General features: G+C 48.9%; 8 protein-coding genes and 2 pseudogenes. 7 read left to right on the forward strand and 3 right to left on the reverse strand.

The window, feature by feature from the left end:
• Positions 1–22: 22 nt before the first annotated feature.
• From DTO96_RS04810 to DTO96_RS13170, 3 genes and pseudogenes are all read left to right on the forward strand, one after another.
• Positions 23–1675: an alpha-glucosidase family protein gene (locus tag DTO96_RS04810; protein WP_114562459.1), complete on the forward strand. Its 1653-nt coding sequence runs from the start codon at positions 23–25 to the stop codon at positions 1673–1675.
• Between the two features lie 53 nt (positions 1676–1728).
• Positions 1729–2925 carry an ABC transporter ATP-binding protein gene (locus DTO96_RS04815; protein ID WP_114562460.1) on the forward strand — a complete coding sequence of 399 codons (1197 nt, stop codon included), beginning with the start codon at positions 1729–1731 and terminating at the stop codon, positions 2923–2925.
• Positions 2926–3428: 503 nt separating this feature from the next.
• A pseudogene (locus tag DTO96_RS13170) lies at positions 3429–3530 on the forward strand (ESPR domain-containing protein); the annotation flags it as partial.
• Positions 3531–3856: 326 nt separating this feature from the next.
• Here DTO96_RS13170 and DTO96_RS13175 read toward each other — a convergent pair.
• The gene (locus DTO96_RS13175) at positions 3857–4087 is read right to left on the reverse strand and encodes a hypothetical protein (RefSeq protein ID WP_114562462.1); all 231 of its coding nucleotides are present in this window, start codon (positions 4085–4087) and stop codon (positions 3857–3859) included.
• Between DTO96_RS13175 and DTO96_RS13180 the strand changes: the two are divergent.
• A pseudogene (locus tag DTO96_RS13180) lies at positions 4032–4334 on the forward strand (hypothetical protein); the annotation flags it as partial. The gene DTO96_RS13175 and the pseudogene DTO96_RS13180 overlap by 56 nt on opposite strands.
• 155 nt (positions 4335–4489) lie before the next feature.
• On the opposite strand, the gene DTO96_RS12755 reads toward DTO96_RS13180, so the two are convergent.
• The gene (locus DTO96_RS12755) at positions 4490–4720 is read right to left on the reverse strand and encodes a hypothetical protein (RefSeq protein ID WP_192879019.1); all 231 of its coding nucleotides are present in this window, start codon (positions 4718–4720) and stop codon (positions 4490–4492) included.
• Here DTO96_RS12755 and DTO96_RS13210 point away from each other — a divergent pair.
• Both DTO96_RS13210 and DTO96_RS04850 read left to right on the forward strand, forming a co-directional pair.
• Positions 4656–10139 carry a YadA-like family protein gene (locus DTO96_RS13210; RefSeq protein ID WP_192879035.1) on the forward strand — a complete coding sequence of 1828 codons (5484 nt, stop codon included), beginning with the start codon at positions 4656–4658 and terminating at the stop codon, positions 10137–10139. The two genes, DTO96_RS12755 and DTO96_RS13210, sit on opposite strands and share 65 nt — an antisense overlap.
• A 93-nt stretch (positions 10140–10232) precedes the next feature.
• Complete coding sequence (locus DTO96_RS04850; protein ID WP_157964324.1) at positions 10233–11069, forward strand: OmpA family protein; 837 nt, start codon at positions 10233–10235, stop codon at positions 11067–11069.
• 96 nt (positions 11070–11165) lie between these two features.
• Here the strand turns inward: DTO96_RS04850 and pepN are convergent, their stop codons facing one another.
• Positions 11166–13862, reverse strand: coding sequence for an aminopeptidase N (gene pepN / locus DTO96_RS04855; RefSeq protein WP_225972565.1), 2697 nt, complete (start codon positions 13860–13862; stop codon positions 11166–11168).
• Between the two features lie 217 nt (positions 13863–14079).
• Between pepN and tyrS the strand changes: the two genes are divergently transcribed.
• The gene (gene tyrS, locus DTO96_RS04860) at positions 14080–15336 is read left to right on the forward strand and encodes a tyrosine--tRNA ligase (protein ID WP_114562465.1); all 1257 of its coding nucleotides are present in this window, start codon (positions 14080–14082) and stop codon (positions 15334–15336) included.

Consider the following 15336-nt stretch of genomic DNA (forward strand, 5'->3'; position numbering starts at 1 on the left):
TTAAGAGAAGAGGGTTTTAGGCATGACAACATTTTTGCAACATCCAGCCAATCAAAGTGATCCTGACTGGTGGCGTGGTGCGGTGATTTATCAGATTTATCCGCGCAGCTATCAGGACTCAAATGATGATGGCATTGGGGATTTGCAAGGCATTATTTCTCGTTTGCCGTACATTGCTGATTTGGGTGTGGATGCCATTTGGTTGTCACCTTTTTTCAAGTCGCCAATGAAAGATTTTGGCTACGATGTGTCGGATTATTGTGATGTTGATCCCATGTTTGGCACGTTGGATGATTTTAAAATGTTGCTTAAAAAGGCGCATGGCTTGGGCTTGCGTGTGGTGATTGATCAAGTGATGAGCCATACGGCCGATGTGCATCCGTGGTTTATTGAAAGCCGTGCGGATAAAGTCAATCCGAAAGCCGATTGGTATGTGTGGGCGGATGCCAAGGATGATGGCACACCGCCGACCAATTGGATGTCGATTTTTGGTGGGTCTGCGTGGCAATGGGATACACGGCGTGAGCAGTATTACATGCATAATTTTTTAACCAGCCAGCCTGATTTGAACTTTCACAATGAAGAGGTTCAATTGGCATTGCTGGAAGCCGCTCAGTTTTGGTTGGATTTGGGGGTGGATGGTTTCCGTTTGGATACGGCCAACTTTTATGTGCATGATCAATTGTTGCGCAATAACCCACCAAATGGCCGTCCGAAAGAGGCCGATGGCAGTGCGCCTTCATCCAATCCGTATGCATGGCAAAAGCATGTGTATGACAAATCTCAACCTGAGAACATTGTTTTTGTTCAACGTTTGCGCCAGTTTCTCAATCGCTATCCAGGCATCATGACGGTGGGTGAATTGGGTGATGATGACTCAATTGGCATCATGGTGGCTTACACTGAGGGCGGTGATAAGCTGAACATGACGTATACGTTCAAGTTGCTGGGGGAGATGCACAAAGGGGTTTGGGTTCGCAATGCAATTGAAGAGTATGAGTTGCGTGCGAAAGAAGGTTGTTGGCCATCGTGGCCCTTGTCGAATCATGATGTGATGCGTTTAGCAACACGTTGGGAGGCCGATGATGCGGCTTTGCGCACCTATGCCGCAATGCAGTTGTGTGTGCGTGGCAGCCCATGTGTGTATCAAGGCGATGAGCTGGGTTTGCCCGAAGCTGAATTGACTTTTGAACAATTACAAGATCCATATGGCATCACCATGTGGCCTGCATTTAAAGGGCGAGATGGCTGTCGCACCCCCATGCCGTGGGCTAAAAATGAGCTTAATGCGGGTTTTAGCCGTGCAGAAAAAACATGGTTGCCTGTGGCTGAAACGCATTTTGATTTGGCGGTTGACCAACAAAGCCATGCAAATAGCTTATTGAGTCACTATCAAAACTGTTTGCATCAACGCAAGCAATTGCCTGTTTTATTAAAAGGCACCATGCAGGTTTTACCTGCACAGGATGACATTTTTGCATTTGTACGGGCTTTTGAAGGCAAACGGTTGTTGTGTGTGTTTAATTTGGCGGCAACGCCAACGACGTATCGCTTACCAAACGATGCCGTCATTCAAGCATTCGCGGATTTTCCGCAAACAGAGTTGGCAGCGGGCATTGGACAAAAGGACTTGGTCTTGAGCGCGTGGCAAACCGTGGTGGCGTGGATTGAATAGAGGTGTTTTATTTAAACCAACGACAACATTTTTCAAAAAAAGGAAAATAAAAAATGGCTGAACTACTTTTTACAGGCGTACATAAACGCTACGGGGACAATCCTTATACCATTCGTGATGTGAATCTACACATCAAAGATGGAGAATTTTGTGTGTTCGTCGGTCCATCTGGTTGTGGTAAGTCAACCCTCTTGCGTATGGTTGCGGGCTTAGAGGACATCACCAGTGGTGAGCTTCAAATTGGCGGTAAACGCGTGAATGAAGCAGCACCCTCTGAACGCGGCGTGTCGATGGTGTTCCAGAGCTATGCTCTGTATCCACACATGACGGTGCGTGAAAACATGGGTTTTGGTTTGAAAGTGGCAAAAACGGAAGAAAGCACTGTTGATAAAAAAGTGAGCCATGCCGCTAAAATTTTACAGCTGGATCATTTGCTTGAGCGTTTGCCGAAAGAGTTGTCAGGTGGTCAGCGTCAACGTGTGGCGATTGGTCGTGCGATTGTTCGTGAGCCCGGCGTGTTTTTGTTTGACGAACCCTTGTCAAACTTGGATGCGGCATTGCGTGTGAAAACCCGCATTGAAATCGCCCGTTTGCACAAAGACATTGGTCACGCCAGCATGATTTATGTGACCCATGATCAAGTAGAAGCGATGACTTTGGCGGATAAAATTGTTTTGCTTAATGCGGGTGAACCTGTTCAACGCGATGGCTCAATTGCACAGTGTGGTGCACCACTTGAGTTGTATCACTTTCCCGTGAATAAATTTGTGGCGGGCTTTATTGGCTCACCTAAAATGAACTTTGTCGATGGTGTGCTTGAAAGTGCTGAACCTGATGGGGCCGTGGTTAAAATCGGTCACAAATTGATCAAAGCGCGCATCAATGCTGTGGGCATGCCTGCTGGCAGCAAATTAGAAATCGGCATTCGTCCAGAACACACGGCCATGGTGCAAGGTGATGGCGATAATGTGATTCAAGGGACTGTTGAGTTTATTGAAAAACTGGGTGAATCATCTTACTTGTATGTTCGCGTGCCCAATGCAGAAGAAACCATGACGGTTCGCCAATTGGGCGATACGGATCATGTGATTGGTGATCAAATTTCAGTATACCTCGCTCCAGACAGCTTGCATGCCTTTAAAGACGATGGCCGTGCATGTGCTCGCACCATTCGAGTGGATTCTGTGAAAGATGATTTGTTTGTTGCTGGCGTTGCTGGTAGTGTGTTGACCAGTCACATTAACCCATAATAAATCACATGTAAAATTTAATTATAAAGCTCTCTCCATATTGAATTTCCCACCGTAAGGTGGGATTTTTTTTGCCCGCAAGAGGCATGTTCAGGTTTCTCCGTGGGGCGACAATGCCAGTCAATTGGCATTCTTTGATCCATTTTATGCGTTGTTTAAGGTTGAATGCGCCCATTAAATATCAATTAATCTTTCACTTGTTGATTTCAATAAAATTTTATTGCGTTTAAATAAGTTTGAAATTGGTGTGTTTGATTTTTAATGTATTTTTTAACTATATCTAAATAATTATTTTGTTGCTTTTTTGCTTAAATCATTTACATTTTTTGGTTGGATATCAATTTAAATTTCTTTAAACCATTTTTTTTGTGTTAATTGGATTTATTTATAGATAAAATATCGTTTTTTTAGTTAAGTTTTTTAAATTAATTGAGTTTTTTATTTAAGTAGTTTAACTAAATAGTGGTGTTCAATTAAGTTTTAATCGCATAAAGGTCTGAATAATGAATAAAACATACAATCTTGTCTACAATGAAGAGTTGGGGACGTGGGTCGCTGTTTCTGAGATAACCAAGGCCAAAGGTAAGAAAAAAGCATCTGTAGCGATTGCGTTGTCCTTGTTCTCTCTTTTGAATGCGGCTCATGCACAGGTGATCATTGGAACCGTTAATTCGGCTGGTGTTTTATCGACGGGCACCGCCAGCGCCTTGATTGATTCGGCAACGCAAAATGGTGGGGTGGCGATTGGCGGGCATTCGACAGCATCAGCCATTCAAACGATTGCGATTGGTGGCGCCACTGCTTCAGCAAAATCAGCCATTGCAATTGGTTGGGCTTCAGTTGCGTCACAAGGACAAGGTGTTGTTTTGGGCGCGTACAGCACCGCAGGCAACCAAGGGATTGCGGTGGGTGCGAATGTGACCGCAACAGGTTATGGTGCTATTGGCATTGGTGGCGATGACATCAAACCCTTATGGGGCAGTAGCATTGGTGGGATTGCGACCGTTCCGAGTGTATACAGCAGTACTTTGGCCTCTGGTGATGCTTCTGTTGCAAATGGTACGGGCTCAATAGCTTCAACAGCGGGTGCTGTGGCCGTGGGTGCAATGGCAACAGCTTCAGGTGTCACGGGCACTGCTGTTGGTTTGTATGCGCAGGCCACAAACGACTACTCCGTTGCCTTGGGTGCAGGTTCAAGTGCTTTTGGTGTGGATTCAACTGCTGTGGGTGTGGGTTCAGGTGCGACAAGCCTTGGCGCAAGCGCGTTTGGTTTTGGTGCCAAAGCCATGGCCACCAAAACAGTTGCACTTGGGTATTTTTCATCGGCAACGGCTGTGGACAGCATTGCCATTGGTGATAGCACGACATCCAGCGGTGAAAACTCGATTGCGGTCGGTGTGAATGCTTCTGCAACAAATAACAATGCGATTGCGGTCGGTAATACGTCACATGCAACCAGTGACCGGACAATTGCGATGGGTCTTAGCGCAAGCGCAACAACATCGGATGCCATTGCGATCGGTTCAAGTGCAAAATCGCTTAATTCTTATGCGTTGGCTGTTGGTCAAAATGCATACGCAGGTAACTCAAATAGCATTGCAATTGGTGCGAATACGGTCTCATCCAATGCGGCCAATACGATTTCATTGGGTAGCTCTTCAACATCATTGGGTAATAATGCCATCAGCATCGGTAATTCCAACACGGTGGATGCCAATTCAGACAGCTCAATGGCCGTTGGTAACAACAATACAGTGACATTGGCAAAGAAAACTGTGGTTTTCGGTAACAGCATCAAAGCAATCTATGACAACAACGTCATTCTTGGCGACTCCTCAGCAGACAAACAAAAGCAGCAAGTGTCATCGGCGACAGTTGGTGGTGTCACGTATTCAGGTTTTGCTGGTACCGCTTCTGGGGTCGTTTCTGTAGGCAGTGCAGGTGCTGAACGTCAACTGGTTAATGTTGCCCCAGGTGAAATTACATCAACCAGTACCGATGCGATCAATGGCTCGCAATTGTATGCGGCAATGAGCGTGGCACAAAGTAGCATTGCTTCTTTGTCTTCAAGTGTTGGTGGAGGAAGTAGTTCGGGTAGCGCAGTGGCTTCATTGTCGACATTGACATCAACAGGTTTGAGTTCAGCCAATAGCGCAGTGGCTTCGTTGTCGACATCGACATCAACAGGCTTGAGTTCAACTAACAGCGCAGTGGCTTCATTGTCGACTTCAACCTCGACAGGCTTGAGCACCGTTGATTCAGCCGTGGCTTCTTTGTCAACGTCAACGTCGACAGGCTTGAGCACGGTGGATTCAGCTGTGGCTTCGTTATCAACGTCAACCTCAACAGGTTTGAGCACCGTTGATTCAGCAGTGGCTTCGTTGTCGACTTCAACCTCAACAGGTTTGAGCACCGTTGATTCAGCAGTGGCTTCGTTGTCAACATCGACTTCAACAGGCTTGAGCACAGTGGATTCAGCTGTGGCTTCGTTGTCGACTTCGACTTCAACAGGTTTGAGTACTGTGGATTCAGCAGTGGCTTCATTGTCGACTTCGACTTCAACAGGTTTGAGCACTGTGGATTCAGCAGTGGCTTCATTGTCGACTTCGACTTCAACAGGCTTGAGCACAGTGGATTCAGCTGTGGCTTCGTTGTCGACTTCGACTTCAACAGGTTTGAGTACTGTGGATTCAGCAGTGGCTTCATTGTCGACTTCGACTTCAACAGGTTTGAGCACTGTGGATTCAGCAGTGGCTTCATTGTCAACGTCAACGTCGACAGGTTTGAGCACTGTGGATTCAGCCGTGGCTTCATTGTCGACTTCAACCTCAACAGGTTTGAGCACCGTTGATTCAGCCGTGGCTTCATTGTCGACTTCAACCTCAACAGGTTTGAGTACCGTTGATTCAGCCGTGGCTTCATTGTCGACTTCAACTTCAACAGGTTTGAGCACTGTTGATTCAGCCGTGGCTTCATTGTCGACTTCAACTTCAACAGGTTTGAGTACCGTTGATTCAGCTGTGGCTTCGTTGTCGACTTCAACTTCGACAGGTTTGAGCACTGTGGATTCAGCCGTGGCTTCATTGTCAACTTCGACTTCAACAGGCTTGAGCACAGTGGATTCAGCTGTGGCTTCGTTGTCGACTTCGACTTCAACAGGTTTGAGTACTGTGGATTCAGCAGTGGCTTCATTGTCGACTTCGACTTCAACAGGTTTGAGCACTGTGGATTCAGCAGTGGCTTCATTGTCAACGTCAACGTCGACAGGTTTGAGCACTGTGGATTCAGCCGTGGCTTCATTGTCGACTTCAACCTCAACAGGTTTGAGCACCGTTGATTCAGCCGTGGCTTCATTGTCGACTTCAACCTCAACAGGTTTGAGTACCGTTGATTCAGCCGTGGCTTCATTGTCGACTTCAACTTCAACAGGTTTGAGCACTGTTGATTCAGCCGTGGCTTCATTGTCGACTTCAACTTCAACAGGTTTGAGTACCGTTGATTCAGCTGTGGCTTCGTTGTCGACTTCAACTTCGACAGGTTTGAGCACTGTGGATTCAGCCGTGGCTTCATTGTCAACTTCGACTTCAACAGGTTTGAGCACTGTGGATTCGGCTGTGGCTTCGTTGTCGACTTCAACTTCGACAGGCTTGAGCACAGTGGATTCAGCTGTGGCTTCGTTGTCGACTTCAACTTCGACAGGCTTGAGCACTGTGGATTCAGCCGTGGCTTCATTGTCGACTTCAACTTCGACAGGCTTGAGCACAGTGGATTCAGCTGTGGCTTCGTTGTCGACTTCAACTTCGACAGGCTTGAGCACAGTGGATTCAGCTGTGGCTTCGTTGTCGACTTCAACTTCGACAGGCTTGAGCACTGTGGATTCAGCCGTGGCTTCATTGTCGACTTCAACTTCGACAGGTTTGAGCACTGTGGATTCAGCCGTGGCTTCATTGTCGACTTCAACTTCGACAGGCTTGAGCACAGTGGATTCAGCTGTGGCTTCGTTGTCGACTTCAACTTCGACAGGTTTGAGTACCGTTGATTCAGCTGTGGCTTCGTTGTCGACTTCAACTTCGACAGGTTTGAGCACTGTGGATTCAGCCGTGGCTTCATTGTCAACTTCGACTTCAACAGGTTTGAGCACTGTGGATTCGGCTGTGGCTTCGTTGTCGACTTCAACTTCGACAGGCTTGAGCACAGTGGATTCAGCTGTGGCTTCGTTGTCGACTTCAACTTCGACAGGCTTGAGCACTGTGGATTCGGCTGTGGCTTCGTTGTCGACTTCAACTTCGACAGGCTTGAGCACAGTGGATTCAGCTGTGGCTTCGTTGTCGACTTCAACTTCGACAGGCTTGAGCACTGTGGATTCAGCCGTGGCTTCATTGTCGACTTCAACTTCGACAGGCTTGAGCACTGTGGATTCAGCTGTGGCTTCGTTGTCGACTTCAACTTCAACAGGTTTGAGTACCGTTGATTCAGCTGTGGCTTCGTTGTCGACTTCAACTTCGACAGGTTTGAGCACTGTGGATTCAGCCGTGGCTTCATTGTCAACTTCGACTTCAACAGGTTTGAGCACTGTGGATTCGGCTGTGGCTTCGTTGTCGACTTCAACCTCAACAGGTTTGAGCACTGTGGATTCAGCCGTGGCTTCGTTGTCGACTTCAACTTCGACAGGCTTGAGCACCGTTGATTCAGCTGTGGCTTCATTGTCGACTTCAACTTCGACAGGCTTGAGCACTGTGGATTCAGCCGTGGCTTCATTGTCGACTTCAACCTCAACAGGTTTGAGCACTGTGGATTCAGCCGTGGCTTCATTGTCAACTTCAACTTCGACAGGCTTGAGCACAGTGGATTCAGCTGTGGCTTCGTTGTCAACAGTGACAGGTAGTTCGATTGCTTCATTGTCGACTGCGGTGTCTACGATGGCTTCGACGACCTTGAGTGTGGCGAACAGTTCGATTGCTTCGTTGTCGACTTTGACTTCAACTGGTTTGAGCACGGTAGATTCAGCTGTGGCTTCATTGTCAACAGTGACAGGTAGTGCGGTTGCCTCATTGTCGACTGTGGTGTCTACGATGGCTTCGACGACCTTGAGTACGGCGAATAGCTCGATTGCTTCGTTGTCAACTTTGACTTCAACTGGTTTGAGCACCGTTGATTCAGCAGTGGCTTCATTGTCGACGTCAACATCGACAGGCTTCAGTACGGTGGATTCGACCGTGGCTTCGTTGTCAACTTCCACTTCGACAGGTTTGAGCACGGTAGATTCGACCGTAGCTTCATTGTCGACTTCAACGTCGACAGGTTTGAGCACCGTTGATTCAGCTGTGGCTTCATTGTCAACATCGACTTCGACAGGTTTGAGTACTGTGGATTCGGCAGTGGCTTCGTTGTCAACAGTGACGGGCAGTTCGATTGCTTCATTGTCGACTGTGGTGTCTACGATGGCTTCGACGACTTTGAGTACGGCGAACAGTTCGATTGCTTCGTTGTCCACGTTGACTTCAACTGGTTTCAGTACAGTGGATTCAACCGTGGCTTCATTGTCAACCTTAACCTCGACTGGATTTAGCACCGTTGACAGCTCAATTGCTTCGTTGTCGACTTTGACCTCAACGTCGTTTAATGTGGTGAATAGTGCGGTGGCTTCGTTGTCGACTTCGACTTCAACAGGTTTCAGTTCGACGAACAGTGCGGTGGCTTCGTTGTCAACTTCGACTTCGACAGGTTTGAGTTCGGTTAATTCTGCGGTGGCGTCATTGTCAACAACTGTCTCAACGATGGCTTCGACGACTTTGAGTACGGCGAACAGTACCATTGCTTCGTTGTCAACTGCGACTTCTGCTGGTTTCAGTACTGTGGACAGTTCAATTGCTTCGTTGTCGACGGCGACGGGCAGTTCGATCGCTTCGTTGTCGACAGTGACGGGTAGCTCGATCGCTTCGTTGTCAACAGTGACGGGTAGTTCAATTGCGTCGTTGTCGACGGTGGTGTCAACGATGGCTTCGACGACTTTGAGTACTTCGAACAGTTCGATTGCTTCGTTGTCGACGGTGACGGGCAGTGCGATTGCGTCGTTGTCAACTTTGACTTCGACTGGCTTGAGCTCAACCAACAGTGCGGTGGCTTCGTTGTCAACTTCGACTTCGACAGGTTTGAGTTCGGTTAATTCTGCGGTGGCGTCATTGTCAACAACTGTCTCAACGATGGCTTCGACGACTTTGAGTACGGCGAACAGTACCATTGCTTCGTTGTCAACTGCGACTTCTGCTGGTTTCAGTACTGTGGACAGTTCAATTGCTTCGTTGTCGACGGCGACGGGCAGTTCGATCGCTTCGTTGTCGACAGTGACGGGTAGCTCGATCGCTTCGTTGTCAACAGTGACGGGTAGTTCAATTGCGTCGTTGTCGACGGTGGTGTCAACGATGGCTTCGACGACTTTGAGTACTTCGAACAGTTCGATTGCTTCGTTGTCGACGGTGACGGGCAGTGCGATTGCGTCGTTGTCAACTTTGACTTCGACTGGCTTGAGCTCAACCAACAGTGCGGTGGCTTCGTTGTCTACTTCGGTGTCTTCTTTGTCAACGACGGTGAATGTCATTAACAATGCAGGTACGAAGTATTTCCAAGCCAATTCAACGGAGGCGGGCGCGCAGGCTGTGGGCAATAACTCGGTGGCGATTGGTCCTAATTCGGTGGCGAATGGTGACAGTTCAGTGGCTATGGGCAATGGGGCTGTGACCACGACCAGTGCGACCAATTCGTTGGCGATGGGTACGAGCGCGACGGCTTCGGCGGCTAATTCTGTGGCTTTGGGTTCGAACTCGGTGGCCAATGAGGCCAATACGGTATCGGTCGGTTCTGCGGGCAGTGAACGTCGGATCACCAATGTGGCTGAAGGCGTAAACGGCACGGATGCGGTGAATGTGAATCAGTTGAAAGACTTGAAAGGCAGTTTGACCAATTCGATCAATAAATCGAGTAATCTTGCTTCCGCTGGTACTGCGGCTGCGATGGCGGCAGCAACCATTCCTCAGTCGATTTTCCCTGGTAAAGGCATGGTTGGTGCGTCTGTGGGCACTTACAACGGTCAGACGGCTATGGCTGTTGGCTTGTCGAAGGTGACTGACAATGGCAAGTGGGTTGTCCGCGCAACGGTGACGGGGGATACACAAAAGCAATTTGGCGCCGCTGTGGGTGCAGGTTTCCATTGGTGATCGGTTTTAAATAAGTCCATGGTGAGGGCCTTACTTTTGTCAGGTCCTCATCTGTAAAATTAGACAGTCAAGTATTTAAATAAAGGAAATGCCGTGAATAGGTATACGAAAAAAACAGTGGTGGCTTTGGGGTTGATTTTTGGCTTGGGGTTGTCGATGGTTGCTCGGGCGGGTTTGTCTGAAGTCACAGATCAAGGTACGACAGATAAGCCTGTTTTTCCTGAAGTTAAAGCCGCATGGATTCAGGATGGACGATATCCAAATTTGGATAATTTATCTAAAATTCATTCAGGCATGACGCGCGATCAAATCATGGCGTTAATTGAGTATCCGATTTTCTCTGAGGGTTTTAGGGTGCGTGAGTGGGATTACTTGTTTCATTTCCAAGTTGCTGACGGACAAGGTGGTACGCGTGTGGACAGTTGTTTGTACAAAGTGCTGTTTGATAAGAACAAACTGGCTCAAAGTTTTTATTGGAAACCGGTATCTGAACATGCTGTGTGTCCAGCACAAGCTGCAAGTGTTGCAACAGCTGTTGCAGCTGCGGCAGCAGAACCAATGAATTTAACCCTGTCCGCAGATGCTTTGTTTCCTTTCAATAAATTCTCTGCAGCGGATTTGAATGACTCAGGTCGTCAACAACTTAATCGTTTTGCGCAGATGGTTCGTGACAGCAAGCGCGATTACGTGCTTCAAGTGACGGCCTATACGGATCGAATTGGTTCGGATGCCGCCAATTTCCGTTTGTCACAGCGACGTGCCAGTACGATTAAAGCCCATTTGGTTGGTCAAGGTGTGAAAGCCGCTGCCATCCAAGCTGTGGGCGCGGGTGAGTCGAATCCTGTGGTGTCTTGCTCATCGTCTTTGGCTCGAGCAGCTTTGATTACGTGCCTGCAACCCAATCGCCGAGTGACGATTGAGGCAAAGTAAATTAACATGTGCACATCAGGTTTGTGTTCAAATAAAAACCCCGCTGTTTAATTGCAGCGGGGTTTTTTATTGGAAATTCAGCTTGTTTTGTGGTGTTTAGCCCAAAGCTTTACCGATGATTTCACGCACATCTTGAGACAAGGTTTGATTTTCTGCGACTTTTTTCAATGCCGCTTGCATCAAGCTGCGATGGGGTTCAGCGTAATCGCGCCAATGCTCCATGCTGCGTGCCAAACGTGAGCTGACTTGAGGATTTTTTTGATCAATGTCGAGCACGTGTTTCGCCCAAAAATCGTAACCCGCACCATTGGTTTGGTGAAAGTGGTGTGGGTTGGCGTTGCAGAAGGTGAAAATCAAAGCGCGCAAGCGGTTTGGGTTGGGTTTGATGAAGGCTGGATGCTTGAGTAAATCATTCAAGGTTTGCGCTATTGCATTGTGCGAGACATGGCTGTTGGCCGCTTGAACCGCAAACCATTTGTCAATCACCAAAGCTTCGTTGGCATAACGTTGGTAAAAATCAGCGAGCATGGTTGTGGCGGCGGCAGGGAAATGATTGACCGCGATGCTGAGTGCCGCGATGCGATCGGTCATGTTGTCGGTGGTGTTGTATTGATTTTGAACCAACACAGCCGTGTCATCATTTGCCGTGGCCAATTGGTGCAGTGCGAGATTTTTCAGTGCGCGTTGACCCGCCGCTGCACCCGTGTAAACATAGGCTTGGTTGTTGTTGAGCTGACTGTACAACAGTTGCCATGCGCTTTCAAAATGAGTGGCTAATGCGTCGTTTGCACGTTGACGAGCAGCATGTAGGGCTTGTGGGTCAAGCGCCTGCACGCGGCTGATCAATTGAGCGAGGAATGCGTGGCTGGGTAGCGTGAACAGTTGTGCGCGATAGGCGGGACTGAGGTCGTCGTTATGTAACAGCTCGCCCAACGTGTTGAGTTGAGTAGGGCTGAATACGGCGGCATCTGGGTTGCGCATGTTGTTTAAAATGCAGCGTGTGTATACCTGTTGCGCGGCATCCCAACGGTTGAAAGCATCGTTGTCGTGTTGCAATAAAAAATTCAAATCGTCGTCGCTGTAGTTGAAATGAATCAACACAGGCGCGCTGAACTGGCGATTTAACGATGGCACGGGCGCACATGGGATGTCGGTCAGCACAAACGTTTGAGAGGCCTCTGTGAAAGAGAGGGGCAGTGTGCCTGTTGCCGCATCGGTTTGACCTGCAAGGTACAGGGGTAAATCATCGCCCACTTGTATTGAACCGCAGTTGCTTGATGCGAGCAAACCGATGTTGAGCGGAATGTGCAAAGGCAGTTTGAGCAAGCTGGCTTGTTGCAGCTCAATGCCAACCGCAGGGTTGTTTTGCGTGAGGCTCAGGGTGTAGGTGCGCGCAGCGGCGTCGTATGTGCCGTTGACGCTCACAGTTGGCGTGCCCGCTTGCTCATACCAGCGGCCAAATTGAGTCAAATCCACCGCATTGGCATCGGCCATTGCGGCACGAAAATCATCACACGTGACCGCTGTGCCATCGTGACGTTCAAAATACAAATCCATGCCTTTGCGGAAACCATCCCGCCCCAACAACGTTTCGTACATGCGCACCACCTCTGCACCTTTTTCGTACACGGTCATGGTATAAAAGTTATTGATTTCTTCATAAGCCACAGGGCGAATGGGGTGCGCCATTGGGCCCGCATCCTCGGCGAATTGAGCCGTGCGTAAATTACTCACATCGTCGATGCGCTTGACGGCGCGCGCGCTGGCGGCTGCCTTTTCTGACAGGCCTTCGGCCAGTTGGTCACTGGAAAACTCCTGATCGCGGTAAACGGTTAAACCTTCTTTTAAGCTGAGTTGAAACCAATCGCGGCAGGTCACGCGGTTGCCCGTCCAGTTGTGAAAATACTCATGCCCGACCACGGCTTCGACATTTTCAAAATCCACATCGGTGGCGGTGTCAGGGTGTGCGAGCACAAATTTGGTGTTGAAAATATTCAATCCCTTGTTTTCCATTGCACCCATGTTGAAATCAGAGGTGGCGACGATCATGAAGCGTTCCAAATCCAATGGCAAGTTGTAACGTTTTTTGTCCCAATGAATCGAAGCTTTCAAGCTGTCCATCGCAAATTGAGCCTTGGGCACATCATGCGCCTCCACATACACTTGTAGTAATTTTGATTGCCCGTCGTGTTCGATGGTCTCTTCCAAGGACGCCAGTTGACCTGCAACCAGTGCGAACAGGTAGGATGGTTTTGGGAAGGGGTCATTCCAGATTGTCATGTGACCGCCATTGTCGACCTCCCGCGCTTCAACTAAATTGCCATTTGACAACAAAACAGGAAATTGCGCTTTATCGGCCAACAATGTCACAGTGTATGTTGACAACACATCGGGGCGATCAGGGAAATAGGTCATGCGGCGAAAACCTTCGGCCTCGCATTGGGTCATCAAGTGCGCACCCGTTGTGAATAAACCCGACAAGCTGGTGTTGGTTGACGGTGTGCAGGCCGTGATGATCGACAAGACACCGCTTTCAGGTAGGGTATGGAGTGTCAATTGCGTGGCGTTGACGGTGTAGTCGACATCGGCAATCAAAGCCACTTCATCTAAAGAAACCGCAATCAATTCAATGTGTTCACCATCCAATACCATCGCTTGCGCACCTGTTTTGCGTTCAAAGTCCAGCCACGATGTGACCGTGGTTCGTTCAGGAGACAGGTCAAACACCAATTCCGTGGTGTGGATGTGAAAAGGATAAGGGGTGTAATCCGATAAAAGATGGTTTGTGCTCACAAAGTGCCTCTCAATAAGTCGTTCGACGGTTGTGAAAAAGCCCGTGATTGCTTTTTCGTATGGACTCAATTGTAAACGATAGGTGCGCATTCTGTCGCGAAAGCAAGTCAAAGCGAGCCGCAACACTTGGTAAACTGGGCGGCACTTGGTACAATACGTCATTCTTTCAATGACGGCTCAACGCAAGCACCGATTGAGCCACTAAAACATACCGACGATGACCTCAGAAACCACTCCCGCAAAAGCACCGCAATACCCAATCACCGAAGCCGTGCAGCATGCCCTCGCCGCCACCAAACGTGGTTGCGATGAATTATTGGTCGAAGCCGACTGGGTGCAAAAGCTGGCCAAAAGTGCTGCAACGGGCGTGCCTTTGCGCATTAAATTGGGTTTAGACCCGACTGCACCAGACATTCACCTCGGACACACGGTTGTATTGAACAAACTGCGCCAGTTGCAAGACCTCGGACACACCGTGATTTTTCTCATCGGTGACTTCACCTCCATGATTGGTGACCCATCAGGCCGCAACGCGACGCGCCCGCCATTGACGCCCGAACAAATCAAAGTCAATGCAGAAACGTATTACAAACAAGCGGCATTGATCCTCGATCCAGCGAAAACCGAAATCCGCTACAACAGCGAATGGTGCGATCCCTTGGGCGCGCGAGGCATGATTCAGCTCGCCTCGCGTTATACCGTGGCGCAGATGCTGGAGCGCGATGATTTCACCAAGCGTTATAACGGCGGTGTGCCGATTTCGGTGCATGAGTTTCTGTACCCGTTGATGCAAGGTTATGATTCCGTTGCGTTGCAATCTGACCTTGAACTGGGTGGCACGGATCAAAAGTTCAACCTGCTGGTTGGTCGTGCCTTACAGAAAGAATATGGCCAAGAACCGCAATGTATTTTGACCATGCCATTGTTGGTGGGTTTGGACGGCGTTGAAAAAATGTCCAAATCGAAAAACAACTACATTGGCATCACCGAAGCACCCAACGACATGTTTGGCAAAGTCATGAGCATTTCGGATGACATGATGTGGACGTGGTACGAGCTGCTGTCATTTGTACCTTTGGCACACATTGCAACGTACAAGCAAGAAGTTGCGGAAGGCCGTAATCCACGTGACATCAAGGTGCTGCTTGCACAAGAAATCGTTGCCCGTTTCCACAGCCCAGTTGCCGCTGAAGAGGCATTGGCTGCGTTTAATCACCGTGCCAAAGGTGGCATTCCTGATGACATTCCAACGCTCACATTGACCGTTCCAGCCGATGGCATGGTGTTGGCCAATGTGTTCAAAGCTGCTGACATGGTCGCTTCTGTTTCAGAGGGCAATCGTGCGATTGATCAAGGCGGTGCACGGGTTGATGGTGACGTGGTTAAAGACCGTGCCCACAAACTGCTGGCGGGTGAATATGTTTTGCAAGTGGGCAAGCGTCGCTTTGCAAAAGCCACATTGGTGGTCGGTTGA

This window comes from Ephemeroptericola cinctiostellae (genome assembly GCF_003339525.1).
GTDB classification, from domain to species: Bacteria; Pseudomonadota; Gammaproteobacteria; order Burkholderiales; family Burkholderiaceae; genus Hydromonas; species Hydromonas cinctiostellae.

What these genes read in the sequence shown, in the direction of transcription:
- DTO96_RS04810 (WP_114562459.1), top strand. Translation starts at nt 23, where the DNA reads ATGACAACATTTTTGCAACATCCAGCCAATCAAAGTGATCCTGACTGG.
- DTO96_RS04815 (WP_114562460.1), top strand. Translation starts at nt 1,729, where the DNA reads ATGGCTGAACTACTTTTTACAGGCGTACATAAACGCTACGGGGACAAT.
- DTO96_RS13210 (WP_192879035.1), top strand. Translation starts at nt 4,656, where the DNA reads ATGGCCGTTGGTAACAACAATACAGTGACATTGGCAAAGAAAACTGTG.
- DTO96_RS12755 (WP_192879019.1), bottom strand. Translation starts at nt 4,720, where the DNA reads ATGCTGTTACCGAAAACCACAGTTTTCTTTGCCAATGTCACTGTATTG.
- tyrS (WP_114562465.1), top strand. Translation starts at nt 14,080, where the DNA reads ATGACCTCAGAAACCACTCCCGCAAAAGCACCGCAATACCCAATCACC.